This is a genomic window from Microcystis protocystis FBCC-A270, from assembly GCF_050500235.1.
Taxonomy (GTDB): domain Bacteria; phylum Cyanobacteriota; class Cyanobacteriia; order Cyanobacteriales; family Microcystaceae; genus Microcystis; species Microcystis ichthyoblabe_A.
The window spans coordinates 1,498,528-1,511,644 of record NZ_CP191407.1; the positions used below are offsets into that span (position 1 = coordinate 1,498,528).

The 13,117-nt window shown below is 45.4% G+C and carries 15 protein-coding genes; 5 read left to right on the forward strand and 10 right to left on the reverse strand.

The window, feature by feature from the left end; all coding sequences use genetic code 11:
* The first annotated feature begins 8 nt into the window (after positions 1 to 8).
* Positions 9 to 1,019 carry a DUF4435 domain-containing protein gene (locus ACQY1X_RS07445; protein WP_430014282.1) on the forward strand — a complete coding sequence of 337 codons (1,011 nt, stop codon included), beginning with the start codon at positions 9 to 11 and terminating at the stop codon, positions 1,017 to 1,019.
* Positions 1,020 to 1,086: 67 nt separating this feature from the next.
* Here ACQY1X_RS07445 and ACQY1X_RS07450 read toward each other — a convergent pair whose 3' ends face one another.
* The 9 genes from ACQY1X_RS07450 to ACQY1X_RS07490 all read right to left on the reverse strand — a co-directional run bounded on the left by ACQY1X_RS07450 (position 1,087) and on the right by ACQY1X_RS07490 (position 8,709).
* Positions 1,087 to 1,422, reverse strand: coding sequence for a ribulose bisphosphate carboxylase small subunit (locus ACQY1X_RS07450; protein ID WP_002732395.1), 336 nt, complete (start codon positions 1,420 to 1,422; stop codon positions 1,087 to 1,089).
* Between the two features lie 15 nt (positions 1,423 to 1,437).
* Entirely contained in the window at positions 1,438 to 1,836 is a 399-nt protein-coding gene (gene rcbX, locus ACQY1X_RS07455; protein WP_002732424.1) for a RuBisCO chaperone RbcX, read from the reverse strand.
* A gap of 130 nt (positions 1,837 to 1,966) precedes the next feature.
* Entirely contained in the window at positions 1,967 to 3,382 is a 1,416-nt protein-coding gene (locus tag ACQY1X_RS07460) for a form I ribulose bisphosphate carboxylase large subunit (RefSeq protein WP_002753365.1), read from the reverse strand.
* A gap of 549 nt (positions 3,383 to 3,931) precedes the next feature.
* Positions 3,932 to 4,594, reverse strand: a complete 663-nt coding sequence (locus tag ACQY1X_RS07465) for a hypothetical protein (RefSeq protein ID WP_002734538.1) — start codon at positions 4,592 to 4,594, stop codon at positions 3,932 to 3,934.
* Between the two features lie 131 nt (positions 4,595 to 4,725).
* A complete protein-coding gene (locus tag ACQY1X_RS07470) occupies positions 4,726 to 6,684 on the reverse strand; it encodes a ribulose bisphosphate carboxylase small subunit (protein WP_002777285.1) in 1,959 nt (652 codons plus the stop codon).
* Between the two features lie 70 nt (positions 6,685 to 6,754).
* Complete coding sequence (locus ACQY1X_RS07475; protein WP_002734360.1) at positions 6,755 to 7,066, reverse strand: EutN/CcmL family microcompartment protein; 312 nt, start codon at positions 7,064 to 7,066, stop codon at positions 6,755 to 6,757.
* Positions 7,067 to 7,098: 32 nt separating this feature from the next.
* A complete protein-coding gene (locus ACQY1X_RS07480; protein ID WP_002733426.1) occupies positions 7,099 to 7,440 on the reverse strand; it encodes a carbon dioxide-concentrating mechanism protein CcmK in 342 nt (113 codons plus the stop codon).
* Between the two features lie 66 nt (positions 7,441 to 7,506).
* On the reverse strand, positions 7,507 to 7,818 hold the full coding sequence (locus ACQY1X_RS07485; RefSeq protein WP_002734613.1) for a carbon dioxide-concentrating mechanism protein CcmK: 312 nt from the start codon (positions 7,816 to 7,818) through the stop codon (positions 7,507 to 7,509).
* 606 nt (positions 7,819 to 8,424) lie between these two features.
* Positions 8,425 to 8,709, reverse strand: a complete 285-nt coding sequence (locus ACQY1X_RS07490; RefSeq protein ID WP_002731728.1) for a Nif11-like leader peptide family natural product precursor — start codon at positions 8,707 to 8,709, stop codon at positions 8,425 to 8,427.
* Positions 8,710 to 9,012: 303 nt separating this feature from the next.
* On the opposite strand from ACQY1X_RS07490, the gene miaB reads away from it, so the two are divergent.
* A complete protein-coding gene (miaB, locus tag ACQY1X_RS07495; RefSeq protein ID WP_430015524.1) occupies positions 9,013 to 10,353 on the forward strand; it encodes a tRNA (N6-isopentenyl adenosine(37)-C2)-methylthiotransferase MiaB in 1,341 nt (446 codons plus the stop codon).
* 222 nt (positions 10,354 to 10,575) lie between these two features.
* Positions 10,576 to 10,962, forward strand: a complete 387-nt coding sequence (locus tag ACQY1X_RS07500) for a DUF2358 domain-containing protein (RefSeq protein WP_194015396.1) — start codon at positions 10,576 to 10,578, stop codon at positions 10,960 to 10,962.
* 9 nt (positions 10,963 to 10,971) lie between these two features.
* Here ACQY1X_RS07500 and ACQY1X_RS07505 read toward each other — a convergent pair whose 3' ends face one another.
* The gene (locus ACQY1X_RS07505) at positions 10,972 to 12,384 is read right to left on the reverse strand and encodes a slr1306 family protein (RefSeq protein ID WP_316578297.1); all 1,413 of its coding nucleotides are present in this window, start codon (positions 12,382 to 12,384) and stop codon (positions 10,972 to 10,974) included.
* 177 nt (positions 12,385 to 12,561) lie between these two features.
* Between ACQY1X_RS07505 and rpmG the strand changes: the two genes are divergently transcribed.
* Together rpmG and rpsR are read left to right on the forward strand one after the other, a co-directional pair.
* The gene (rpmG, locus tag ACQY1X_RS07510) at positions 12,562 to 12,756 is read left to right on the forward strand and encodes a 50S ribosomal protein L33 (RefSeq protein ID WP_002734724.1); all 195 of its coding nucleotides are present in this window, start codon (positions 12,562 to 12,564) and stop codon (positions 12,754 to 12,756) included.
* 40 nt (positions 12,757 to 12,796) lie between these two features.
* On the forward strand, positions 12,797 to 13,012 hold the full coding sequence (gene rpsR / locus ACQY1X_RS07515; RefSeq protein ID WP_002732313.1) for a 30S ribosomal protein S18: 216 nt from the start codon (positions 12,797 to 12,799) through the stop codon (positions 13,010 to 13,012).
* Positions 13,013 to 13,117: the final 105 nt, after the last annotated feature.

A 13,117-nucleotide genomic window follows, 5' to 3' on the forward strand; every position in this document is an offset into this window, starting at 1 on the left:
TCGACTTTATGAACGGATTACAGTTAACTCCTGAAGAATACGTTACTGAAATAATTATGTCACAGGATCGGTTTTTATTGCTAGAAGGAGCCGATGATGAGGATTTTTTTACTATTATTTGTAATCTTTTAAAAAAAAATGAAGCTCAGATTTCAGCAGAAAAATTATATTTATTGAAAAAAATTATTATTGATACTGCGGAGCGAATACAAGGAGAATTAGGAAATAGAGCTAAGATAGAAAAAATCTGTGATTTAGTTGCCCAAGAGCCGCCAGATGTTAACAATAGAGTTTTGGGCTTTGTTGATCGAGAATTTAGAGAATTTGAATGTAGCAATGATTTAAAAGATCATATTAAAACTCATAAAATTAACAAGAGATTAATTTGGAGTAGAGGTCATTCAATTGAAAACTATTTTTTTGAAATATCAACGTTGAGAAAGGCATTCAACGATTATTTAGTCAGTAGTTTTTATCAAGAAGCATTTGAAATTTTTGAATCTAAATTTGAGCATACTCTCAGAATAGCTTGTGCTTTGAGTTTAGCAGGTTCATCAGAAGAGTTAGTTAAGCCTATTGCTAAATCAGTAAATTGGCAGTGTATAGATATCACCTCCACATCTCTGAAAATTGATTTAGAAGAATGGCGTAAGATACTGAATAAAAAACACAAACTAGATCAACTTCGGATTCAAAAGCTATTTAATAAATTTGAAGTCTATTTGAATATGACCAATCAATGTGACATTGAAACCTCAAGATGGTTATCTCATGGACATATAGGATTTAATTTTATGTTTGTTGTTTATAGTAAATGTCTTTATATAACAGCCTCAGACTTATCGGATCCTCGGAAAAATCCTAGTCAAGAAGCCGAGAAAGTTAATCAATATAAAGACACACGCTTCCGCACAGTAGCAAATGCTTGGGTTAGAAATCAATCTGTAGAATTTCAAGGTAATAACCTTAATGATTTTCCAATCAAGTGTTTTTGGATGTTAATCAACGATTTTCAATAACAAATGATAGAAAAAAAGGGAGGTCTAAGACCCCCCCTCAACAGTTAATAATTAGATGACAGCTAAATTAGTAGCGGCCGACATTGGGTTTATGAACAATAAAGCTCATGGTTTGACATTGTTTGATGTTGTCAAAAGCGATAACGCGGATATAGCAATCAGAATACTCGGTGCGGCACTCGCGAACTTCATTAAGAACTTCTTGGGGACCAGAAACAGAGAATAAAGGCAGTTTCCACATCGTCCAATGATAATCCGCGGGTTTGGGATCTTTTTCAAATTCCACAGCAGGAATATAACCCTGATCGATCATGTATTGAATTTGTTTAGCAATTTGTTGATCGGTGAGGGGGGGCAAGTAGGAAAGAGTTTCGTAACGCTTCTCTTTAGGTAAAGTTTTCATGGGTTTCTTGATTCCTTATGGGTTGGGTAGATCATCAACATCGAGATTTAATTCCGATGTCTCTGGTTGACTTATAGCAGTACGGGTGAGACGTTCCAAAAGTTGCCGACGATGTTCGGTATTGTCATTAATAATTCCCGTTTTTACCATCTCTGGCAAGAACTCTAAAACCTGTTCGGCTAAATGTTCTCTTACCGTCATGATCCGCAAAACTAACTCTTTATTCTCAGTCATCAACCCCGCAATATAGGCCTCGCCATCCTGAATGGAATGGCTAGAAGTATAGTGACTCAGCCAAATAGCTAAAGTCGGATTAGTTTCTGACAATTGATCGATAATCGTGCGAACCGCTTGGTAAGTTAGGTAACTTTGTAAGACTTTCGCGGTATCTTGAACAACTTTTTTCGGATACATTTTATACAGTTTTCAGTTATTGGCTAGACAGTTATCAGTGTTGAAATTCTAGCGACTGCTTCCCGATTTTGGGCAAGTCCCCAGCATTATTTTGCACCGATAACTGCTAACAACCTTCTGAAGGGCTGTATTAGAGGGTATCCATAGCCTCGAACTCGAATTTGATTTCTTTCCAGAGTTCGCAAGCGGCAGCCAGTTCAGGACTCCAACGGCAAGCTTCCCGGATAACGTCGTTACCTTCGCGGGCCAAGGAGCGACCTTCGTTACGAGCTTGGATACAAGCTTCCAGAGCCACACGGTTAGCGGTGGCACCCGGTGCGTTACCCCAGGGGTGGCCGAGGGTTCCACCACCGAACTGTAAGCAGGAATCGTCACCGAAGATTTCCACCAGCGCCGGCATATGCCAAACGTGGATACCACCAGAAGCAACCGGCATTACCCCGGGTAAGGAGGCGTAGTCTTGGGTGAAGAAAATACCACGAGCGCGATCTTCTTCTACATAGTCTTCACGCATCAGGTCAACAAAACCCATCGTGATTCCGCGTTCACCTTCAAGTTTACCGACAACGGTTCCCGAGTGCAGGTGATCACCACCAGAGAGACGTAAGCACTTAGCTAAAACGCGGAAGTGAATACCATGATTTTTCTGACGGTCGATAACCGCGTGCATTGCCCGGTGAATGTGGAGCAGTAACCCTTTGTCGCGGCAGAATTTCGCCAGGGTGGTGTTAGCGGTGAAACCACCGGTGAGGTAGTCGTGCATGATGATGGGGGTTTTGATTTCGGCGGCGAATTCAGCCCGTTGCATCATCTGCTCGCAGGTAGGAGCGGTTACGTTGAGGTAATGTCCTTTAACTTCGTTGGTTTCTGCTTGGGATTTAACGATCGCCTCTTGGACAAAGAGGAAACGATCGCGCCAACGCATGAAGGGTTGAGAGTTAATATTTTCGTCGTCTTTGGTGAAGTCTAAACCACCGCGAAGACATTCATAAACGGCACGACCGTAGTTTTTAGCGGAAAGGCCGAGTTTGGGTTTGATGGTGCAACCGAGTAGGGGGCGACCGTATTTGTTTAATTTGTCCCGTTCAACGGTGATACCGTGGGGAGGACCTTGGAAGGTTTTGATTAAAGCGACGGGGAAACGGATATCTTCTAAACGGAGACCGCGTAGAGCTTTGAAACCGAAAACGTTACCAACGATCGAGGTGAGGATGTTGGTGACGGAACCTTCTTCAAATAGATCTAAAGGATAGGCAACGAAACAGAAGAACTGGTTATCTTCGTTGGGTACGGGTTCGATATCATAACAACGGCCTTTATAGCGATCGAGGTCGGTTAAGTTATCGGTCCAAACGGTGGTCCAGGTACCTGTGGAAGATTCCGCCGCTACCGCCGCACCTGCTTCTTCAGGAGGAACTCCTGGTTGGGGTGTTACCCGGAAGCAAGCTAGTAGATCGGTATCTTTGGGGGTGTAGTCGGGGGTGTAGTAAGTCAGGCGGTAGTCTTTTACGCCGGCCTGGAAACCTTTGGATTTGGCTTGCACCATTGGGATTATTCCTCCATAAACTGCATGATTAGTCGCACCTGTAAAATCTCGCCGTCAACCGACATAGATTTTTCTTAAGCTCCTTTCCCCTGCTGCTAGGAGCGAAGTTAGGGAGCAATTTTCACTAATGTTTTTTTCAACTGATCATCTTAACACGAACTTTACCCTATTCTGATCATTTTTTTCTCTATCCCCAAAATTTTGATTGTTTTTTTTTCTCGGGGGGATTAGTTTCTTTAATCTGTCGTCATCTAACTTTGACAATCTCTACAAAAACACAAAAAAATCAACAAAAATTTACCTGATTGACACGCAGAAACTTCTGCTCATCAGGCTTTGAGCGATTAAAGCTAATCCTTAATTGAGGAAGATTATCAATAATTACAACCTCAAAAAATGTCGGCAATCGCTAAAGATGAATTAGATTTCTAAGCAATTATACCCAGTACCTAGAGGACAGTTAGACAGCCGTGAACTCTAGATAAATTAGGTCTAATTACTCAGTAATTATTGTTGAGATTTTTGGCTTGTGAACGATTATTTTCCCCTTCAAGAATTATGGTTATTGTTGCCATTAAAACGATGACGTTCTGGAAATAGCGTGACCAATAACTGATTGATATAGACCTTTCCGACTACCGATGCTTGATTCGGTCGGTTAGTAGTAGATGCTGGTTCTCTGGTTTCCGTAGAACCTGCCTCGGCCACCATTTCCTCGCCATCCCAAGGACTGGCCACGGTTTCGGAGACCACTTCCTCCACTGACGGCACTGGGGACACTTGACTGACTACGGGTTGCGGTTCCGGTAAAGGGGGTCTTTCCGGTTCCGATCGGGTCGCTGACACTTCGATGGTAATTTGACGGGAAGTATCTCCGATCAGGGAACCGGACGGCACGAGCGACATCGCTGCCACAGAAGCATTAAAAATCGTTGTGGTTGACCCAATACAGGCATTTTCACCGATTTCACCCCGACCGACGACGAGAACACCTGTACCTAAAATTGCTCCCGCACCGATAGCAATAACACCCTGATAGGCGGTTAAAATTGTTCCCATACCCAGGCAAGCACCCGCACCGATAATTATTTGGCTATTGGGGGCTGCTCGGAGAATCACCCCCGGAGCCACGATCGCACTCTCATCAATGGTTACATCACCATTGACATAGAATTCCGAGCGGCTAATAGGTTGAACGGGGGGTAAGGACATAATTGACAGTTATTCAGTGATCAGTGATCAGTGATCGGGGGTTAGGGGGTAGGGGTTAGAGTTTCCGGTATTTTTCCCGGTCTGCCAACACCTAACACCTATCTCCCTTCACCGATCGCCGAGTCCTGAAATTAAGGGCGTTGAATAATCGATTCGAGAACACGACGTTTCGCTTGGGAGTCAATCCCGATCAGACGAACGTATTCCCCTTGATGGTCGCGCAGACAGGTTTCTAAAGCGGCCACCACATCGGATTCGCGACTGCTCTCGATCGGGGTGCAGCTTTGCCAAGAACTGGTTTTAAAACGACGTTTATCCGCGTGTTCAGCCCCGATTTTGTGACCTTGGTTCAATAAAGAGCGAATTTGAGTGATCGTTTCTGCGGTTAAGGTACTGGTTAAAGTGGCAGTACCGCCGCCAGAAGAACCAGAAGCATAGCTTTTGAAACTCGGTTCAGCAACGGTGGCGGTTTTACTGCTGCCATTACTACTCACCGAACCATCGGGACGCTGGATCACCGTTTCTAAAACCCGTTTTTTGGCCTTAGCATCGATACCGAGTAAGCGGACGTATTCGCCGCTATGTTCCCGTAAACAATCTTCCAAAGCAGTAATTACCTCAGATTCGCGATTGCTTTCGATCGGGGCGCAACTCTGCCAAGAACTGGTTTTAAACCGGCGTTTATCCGCGTGTTCGGTGCCGATTTTGTAGCCTTGGGCGAGCAGGGAACGAATTTGAGCGATCGTTTCCCCACTTAAGCTACCACTGCTGCTATAACTGGCTCCGTTACTAGCGGGGGCGCTGTAGCTGCTGGCTTTGCCGCTGCCGTTACTAGCGGGGGTGCCGCCGGGGCGGTGAATAATCATTTCGACGACCCGTTTTTTCGCTTGCGGGTCGATCCCGATCAGACGGACGTACTCATCGCTATTTTCAGTCACGATCGCTTCAATATCGCGAATGATGCCCGCTTCGCTCTTGGTTTCGATCGCAGGTCCAGTTAACCAAGAACTGGTTTTAAAACGGCGTTTATCCGCGTGTTCGGTGGCGATTTTCAGTCCTTGGGCCAGCAGGGAACGCACTTGTACGGACAGATCCGAATGGCCGTTACCGTTGCCATGACCGCCGTGGACGGCGGTGGTGGTGCGGGCCGTTTCTCCCGGGGTGTCTTCGGGGCGTTGGATAATCATTTCCAGTATGCGCCGTTTAGCGGCGGGATCGACTCCGATCAGGCGGACGTATTCGCCTTGCAGGTCTCTCAGGGAGGCTTCTAGGGATTGGGATACCTGTTCTTCGCGGCCGCCGTCGATAAAGCCGGCACTTAACCAAGAACTGGTTTTAAAGCGGCGTTTGTCAGCGTATTCGATGCCGATCTTGTAGCCTTGGGAGAGGAGGGAGCGAACCTGCGCTCGAATGTTTGTATTTAAACTCATAGGTGTCACCGAATTTCTATATAGCGTCTCATTAGCGATGTTTATAGCGGCTGCTGGTGCAGGAGTCGCTGGGCTGTGGGCTTTGACCGGGACGCTGGGGGCGAGGTCGATATCGACAATGTGACGAGTGAAGGCTCGATCGATTTCTGTGACATCGGGTAAGCGATCAGCCTGTTGTTGGCTGGTGATCACGGAACCGGATGGCACGAATTTACCGGCGGGGATTTCCACGTCTTGAACGAGGGCGTGCATCATGACGATGCAATCGGCCCCGATGCGGGCATTAAAGACGGTGGAGCGAAAACCGATAAAACAGCGATCGCCCACATAGGCGGGCCCGTGAATGAGTGCCATGTGGGTGATACAGCTGCCCCGGCCGATCCACACCGAATATTCTCGGCCGTCATCTCCCACCACACGGCTTTTTTCTAAACCGTGGATGATTGCTCCGTCCTGAATTTTGCTGTCGTCGCCAATGTGAAAGGGGGTTCCTTCATCGGCGCGGATGGAAGTCCCCGGAGCAATCACCACTCGCGCCCCGATCTCGATAGCGCCACTGAGGTTAGAGAAGGTGTGGACTTTGGCACTCTCGTCTATGCGCGTTTCCTCTGGGGATTTGGTCCGCTTTTTCGGACTAGCCGCCGTTGTGCGGACGACCATAGTTAGTCTTCCTCCATACTGAATTTGGCTGGCTGGTTGTTAATTAACTGTGTTTGGGTTCTATCGATGTTTAACCGGATTGACGAAATTCGTCTCTCTTGCTGTAGAGGGTGCGATTTTCTACGGTTATAGTGTCAATAATCCCCACCACCATCGCGTCAAGGGGGCGATTGTTCTGCCCGTCTTCGATCCGAGCCGCTCCTCCCCGGGACACTAGCACCCATTCATTAAGCCCCGCTCCGACAATATCACCCGCTACTTCGTATTTAGGCAAAAGTTGCCCCTGTGCGTCGATGAATTGCAAAAGCAGAAGTTTCACTCCCGTCATACTGCGCGGTTTCAGGGTGCTAACGACGGTTCCGCAAACTTTGGCAATTTGCATGGAATTTGTTTACACTAAAAGTTAGTTGCGCTCTAGATTCGTCTTAAAGGTTGTGGGTTAACACTTTCACGAAACTGTTCCACGGCTTCTGTATAACGAATGGGAAGAACGTATTCGAGGTTTTCGTGGGGACGGGCGATGATGTGGGTCGAGAGGACTTGACCACCTTTAACACGATTAGATGCCGCTTCTGTCCCCGCCGATACGGAGGCCTGTACTTCCGAAACGTCCCCCCGGACGATGACGGTGACGCGACCACTACCAATTTTTTCGTAACCTACTAGGGTTACGCGGGCGGCTTTTACCATGGCATCAGCCGCCTCGACGACGGCTGGGAAACCCAAGGTTTCCACCATGCCCACTGCAATTGACATAATATTTTTGTCTCCTAATGGTTGGCTTTCTTCGACTCTATAGATGCTGACCCCGATCAACGGCGTTTAATAGCTGCGGAATTGCTCTACTTCTTCGGTGTAGCGAATGGGCAGCACGTATTCGAGGTTTTCGTGGGGACGAGCGATGATATGGGTAGATAGCACTTGTCCTCCGTTAACCCGGTTGGCGTTTTCCACTCCGGCAGCCACAGAAGCTTGCACTTCTGAAACGTCTCCCCGGACAATGACAGTGACGCGACCACTACCGATCTTTTCGTAACCCACTAGAGTCACCCTGGCGGCCTTGACCATGGCATCGGCCGCTTCCACAACGGCGGGAAATCCTAGGGTTTCAATCATTCCTACTGCAATTGGCATTTTTTTGTTCCTCGCTTGTCAAGCCAAACTAAACTATTAATTTCGTTAGCGTTATCAACTTTGTTTCAGTCAAATTCTTTCCTTGTTACTTTTCCTGCTCTAGCTTTGGTGGCAGTCGGGATCGTGGCAAGGTGGGGGTAAGACCATCCTAGATTTTATCTCGATCGTGACTGTTTTCATCCACTAATTTTATTTTCTAGGGCTGGTTGGTAAAAATTTGACGAGTCAGGCAAAATTATCAACCTAAAAAAAGCATAGGAAACTATGACACCTTTGACAATATAAAACATTATGATTATTTCTCATCTTCCGGTTAACGAAAGTTAATCATTCCTTCCCTTCGTCCATCAGCCTCAGCAATTCTCAGGACATTGACAGCTAAAACCTTTGCTATGACTGCATTTGCCCTTTAACTTCTCTCTTGGCAGCTCAATTGTCTCTGCTGGATTTACTGGCAGATAAAAGCCTATTTTTCCCTGATTTCGGCTTTTTTATAATTTTTTTATACTATATACGGCTGGGGTTGGGGAGAGAGGAGTGGGGAGAATAAATAAAAATAATCTCCTGACTCCTGACTCCTGACGGCTAAAAAACTGATCACTGATTCTAGCGATCGATCTCACCTTCGTAGGGTTGGACACCGATCGAGGGATAATTATCGTGGTTAGGGCTGAAAACTTCTAACACTGCATGAGCTAACTTTTGGAAAAAGTCGGGACTCTCGTGCAAGGATTTAAGTGCCGCTTCTAATTCCGGACGGGAGAAATCGAAGCCTTGAGAGCGAGCTATCTCTAGTAATTGCTGAGGATCTTGGGTTGAACGCATTTTTTTACCCAATTCTTCGTTTTTAGCGGCTAAGGCGAAAAAGTCGAACACTTGATTTTTAGACATATAAATACTTTTCCTTTGATGATTAAAGGTGTGGCCTCGGCGGCGTGGAGGTTAAACTGCCTAGTATGGTTTATTTTTATCCTACCAGTCAGGAGATATCCTCAAAGCAAAAGTTTCGTTTTTATTTGCTTGTATGGCTGAGTATGCTTTAGGTCTAATTCTGAGGAGTGGGAAGTGGGAAGATGAAAGAGGTTTCTTTCCCCACACCCTACACCCCACACCCCACACCCTACACTCTCTTTCAAGTCAGAGAATAAATAGCCTAAAATAGAAACCTGCACTCTTGTTTCTGTAGCCAGCATCATGAATAAGTCCCCACGTCGTTACCATATCACCACCTTTGGTTGTCAGATGAATAAAGCTGACTCCGAACGCATGGCGGGTATTTTAGAAGATTTGGGGTTTCAATGGTCCGAGGATGCCAACGAAGCCGATTTAATCCTCTACAATACCTGTACAATTCGCGATAATGCCGAACAGAAGGTTTATTCCTATCTCGGCAGACAGGCTAAACGCAAACAAACTCAACCCGATCTTACTCTAGTGGTCGCTGGCTGCGTGGCCCAACAGGAAGGGGAACAATTGTTAAGACGGGTTCCCGAGGTGGATTTAATTATCGGTCCCCAACACGCAAACCGCTTGGGAGACTTATTACAACAAGTTTTTGACGGTTCCCAGGTGGTGGCCACCGAACCCATCCACATCATGGAAGATATCACCAAACCGCGCCGGGATAGTAATATTACCGCTTGGGTGAACGTCATCTATGGTTGTAATGAACGCTGTACCTATTGTGTGGTTCCGGGGGTGCGTGGGGTGGAACAATCGCGCACTCCTGCGGCAATTCGAGCAGAAATGGCACAATTAGGACAACAGGGTTATCAAGAAATCACCCTTTTAGGTCAAAATATCGATGCCTACGGACGGGATTTACCCGGAGTGACGGCAAGCGGCCGACATCTGCACAATTTTACCGATTTACTGTACTACATTCACGATGTGGCCGGCATTGAACGTCTCCGTTTTGCCACCAGTCACCCCCGCTATTTTACCGAACGTTTGATTAAAGCTTGTCAGGAATTACCTAAAGTTTGTGAACATTTTCATATCCCTTTTCAATCGGGGGATAATGATATCCTCAAGGCCATGAAACGGGGCTATACTCAGGAAAAATACCGACAAATTATTGCTAATATTCGCAATTTAATGCCGGATGCTGCCATCAGTGCCGATGCGATTGTCGGATTCCCCGGAGAAACAGAGGCACAGTTCGAGAATACTTTAAAATTAGTCGATGAGATTGGTTTTGATCAATTAAATACGGCGGCCTATTCTCCCCGTCCCGGCACTCCGGCCGCTATTTGGGATGATCAATTAAGTGAGCAGGTAAAAAGCGATCGCCTACAAAGATTAAATCATTTAGTGGCCACAAAAGCTGCTGAACGTTCCCAAAGATATTTAGGCAGAATTGAGGAAATTTTAGTGGAAGACGTTAACCCTAAAGATGCTAGTCAAGTTATGGGAAGAACTAGAGGCAATCGCTTAACTTTCTTTACGGGAAATATTGAGGAATTGCGAGGCACATTTGTTAAGGTTAAAATTACCGAAGTCCGTCCCTTTAGTTTGACGGGAGTGAGCTTTTAAGTAGTGGTGCAAAACTAATTTCTTGGTTAGGAGAGGCAAAAGGCAATAGGCAAGAGGTTGTTAAATATGTGTAACTAATTTTGCTTAGGTACTTAATAGTTCACAGTGACCCCTCTTATTCAGGGGGATCCCCCCGCCTATCGGCATCCCCCTTATCAAGGGGGCAGGGGGGATCAAAGGCAAAATCTATCTTCAATTTAATTATAACTAATTACTTATTTTATGGATATTATCGCTATTTTGCAGCAAGATTATCAAAGATTTCCCCTCGATCAAACCTATGATATTTATGCTGATAACGTTTATTTTCAAGACCCTCTCAATCAATTTCGGGGGATTAAACGCTATCGGGAAATGATTGGTTTTATGAGTCAATGGTTCCAAGCTATCAAGATGGATGTCCACGCAATTGAACAGCAGGGAAATATTATTAATACCCGTTGGACATTGCACTGGACAACTCCTTTACCTTGGCGGCCTCGCATCGCTATTTCTGGACGCAGCCAATTAACTCTCGATGACAATAATCTGATTATTTCTCATATCGATTATTGGGATTGTTCGCGCTGGGATGTGCTGCGTCAGCATTTACCTTTTCCCGGTTCTTAACTAGATTTTTTAACCAGAAAATGCCGACCAACGAGTGCTCGTTTGCTTGACAAAATCCTGTAAAAATGCTAGTCGTTGATTTTGTTCCCAGACCTGTTTAACTTTATCCTGCAAACTCGTCCAATTCCAATCATTATTCAGTTGCTCGTTAATTTCCTGTTCTTGAAAATATTCAATTAAACTTAAACCTGCTAAACGAGTTAGATAGGCTGCCCCGATTCCCTGCACTGTACCACCGGCGATATAAGTAATCGCATTTCCCTTGAGAATCGTTCCTAATGCTTGGGTTGTCACCTCTACCATGCCCAATTGTACCATCATTTTCCCCAGGGTAGTCATGGCTGTTTTTGCTTGTTCAAGGGACATTTTTTGTTGATAAATTGCCCCTAAATCCACTAACATTTGAGCGTTAGTAGCTGCTGCTAAAACTAAATCTAGGGCCGCCAGAGGATTAGCAAAAGTGGCAGTAGCGGCTATCCATTGGTATTGTTCGATAACAGGTAAAGCCTTTTTGCGTCGGGATTGATTAAGTAATTGTTTGGTTTCCTTGGCTAATTCGAGCGCTTGTCTCCAGATAGTTCCGAGAACTAATTCGGACTTTTCTTGTTCGATAATTTTTCGGAGATGATTATCTAAAGGATCGATAACTACCGTTTGGGGTTCCGTCCATTCCTTGATTTCTCCATTGCTTTGATGTTGACGAACTTTTAGGGGTTCAGGGGCAGCGGCTATGGCTAAAATATGATGAGAGGGAATAGTTTCTTTCAGTCTTTGTTTCAGGGAAAGGAGTATTTCTTCTCTGGTTTCGGCGGGTAAACGATCCTGTTTATTCAGTAACAGGATAACACGCTGGTGCATTCGATCGAATTGCTGGAGGATTTGCCATTCGGAATCGCTTAAATCCCCATTGATGAGATACAAAACTAGGTCGGCTGCCAGAGCCTTTTTCTGGTTAGCGGTGCAGTTGAGAGTTAGAAGCGGTTCCGTTTCCAGAAAAGCGATAGATTCCCCAAAGTTGCCGCTTTCTAGTAGTTTTTTTAAGGCAGTTTTACCAGTTTTTCTAGCACCAGTAATGGCAATTTTCAGGTCTTGGCGACTAAATTCTTGATTTAATTGGCTTAAACTGGTTTTGAGTGGAGTTAAGTCTTGATTAGGGTCTTCTTTGGCCAGATAATTAATTATCTTCTCGGCCTTGCTAATCGCTTGTTTAACCTTTTCTAGACTCAGGGGAGTGGGATGGGAAAAATCGATTTTCGTGTTGGGTTTTTGCCAAAACCAGATACCAGCACCAAGAGCAATCGCACCGAAAATACCCCAGGAACTGATTTCGCTCAGTGTACTATTGAGAGTTTCCCCCAGGGTGAAAGCGATGGTAATGCCTATCCCCGTCACTAAAATCGGTTTACCCAATCTTACCGTCATTTTTCCTCATCCTCGCCAACTGCTGTGATTATTCTAGCTTTTTTGTGCTGGATTTCATCTCAAAATCAACTTTTTAGCTGACAATTCCTCGCTGGTGTCCCAGCCGCTCTTGCCTAAAAAGCCCTAGATATGTCATAATGATCGATTGCGTGTAAATTTACCCGATCCCCTGTTGTTATGGCTAGTAAAAAAGGCGTTCGCCTGATCATCACTGTAGAATGCACGGAATGCCGCAGTAATCCCGATAAGCGTACCCCCGGCGTTTCTCGCTACACCACCAGCAAAAACCGTCGCAATACCACCGGCAGACTGGAAATCAAAAAATACTGTCCCCACTGCAATAAGCACACCGTCCACAAGGAAATTAAGTAACCACACTTTAGTTAAAAAGTCAAGCAATCTTTACAAATCTATGAGCTACTATCGTAAACGTCTCTCCCCCATCTCCCCCAGTCAACCGATTGACTACAAAGACACCGAACTCCTCCGCAAATTCATCACCGAACGCGGCAAACTCCTACCTAGACGCATCACCGGTTTAACTTCTAAACAACAGCGAGATTTAACTGAAGCGGTGAAACGGGCCCGTTTAATGGCTTTATTGCCTTTTGTCAACCAAGAAGCCTAAATTCAGTGATCAGTAATCAGTAATCAGTGAACAGTGATCGCTGAAAATAACACATATAAGTAATAGGACAAAATTAACTTCTTGGTGAGGATAGGCACTCATGGA

What these genes read in the sequence shown, in the direction of transcription:
- ACQY1X_RS07445 (WP_430014282.1), top strand. Translation starts at nt 9, where the DNA reads ATGAACGGATTACAGTTAACTCCTGAAGAATACGTTACTGAAATAATT.
- ACQY1X_RS07450 (WP_002732395.1), bottom strand. Translation starts at nt 1,422, where the DNA reads ATGAAAACTTTACCTAAAGAGAAGCGTTACGAAACTCTTTCCTACTTG.
- rcbX (WP_002732424.1), bottom strand. Translation starts at nt 1,836, where the DNA reads ATGTATCCGAAAAAAGTTGTTCAAGATACCGCGAAAGTCTTACAAAGT.
- ACQY1X_RS07460 (WP_002753365.1), bottom strand. Translation starts at nt 3,382, where the DNA reads ATGGTGCAAGCCAAATCCAAAGGTTTCCAGGCCGGCGTAAAAGACTAC.
- ACQY1X_RS07465 (WP_002734538.1), bottom strand. Translation starts at nt 4,594, where the DNA reads ATGTCCTTACCCCCCGTTCAACCTATTAGCCGCTCGGAATTCTATGTC.
- ACQY1X_RS07470 (WP_002777285.1), bottom strand. Translation starts at nt 6,684, where the DNA reads ATGGTCGTCCGCACAACGGCGGCTAGTCCGAAAAAGCGGACCAAATCC.
- ACQY1X_RS07475 (WP_002734360.1), bottom strand. Translation starts at nt 7,066, where the DNA reads ATGCAAATTGCCAAAGTTTGCGGAACCGTCGTTAGCACCCTGAAACCG.
- ACQY1X_RS07480 (WP_002733426.1), bottom strand. Translation starts at nt 7,440, where the DNA reads ATGTCAATTGCAGTGGGCATGGTGGAAACCTTGGGTTTCCCAGCCGTC.
- ACQY1X_RS07485 (WP_002734613.1), bottom strand. Translation starts at nt 7,818, where the DNA reads ATGCCAATTGCAGTAGGAATGATTGAAACCCTAGGATTTCCCGCCGTT.
- ACQY1X_RS07490 (WP_002731728.1), bottom strand. Translation starts at nt 8,709, where the DNA reads ATGTCTAAAAATCAAGTGTTCGACTTTTTCGCCTTAGCCGCTAAAAAC.
- miaB (WP_430015524.1), top strand. Translation starts at nt 9,013, where the DNA reads ATGAATAAGTCCCCACGTCGTTACCATATCACCACCTTTGGTTGTCAG.
- ACQY1X_RS07500 (WP_194015396.1), top strand. Translation starts at nt 10,576, where the DNA reads ATGGATATTATCGCTATTTTGCAGCAAGATTATCAAAGATTTCCCCTC.
- ACQY1X_RS07505 (WP_316578297.1), bottom strand. Translation starts at nt 12,384, where the DNA reads ATGACGGTAAGATTGGGTAAACCGATTTTAGTGACGGGGATAGGCATT.
- rpmG (WP_002734724.1), top strand. Translation starts at nt 12,562, where the DNA reads ATGGCTAGTAAAAAAGGCGTTCGCCTGATCATCACTGTAGAATGCACG.
- rpsR (WP_002732313.1), top strand. Translation starts at nt 12,797, where the DNA reads ATGAGCTACTATCGTAAACGTCTCTCCCCCATCTCCCCCAGTCAACCG.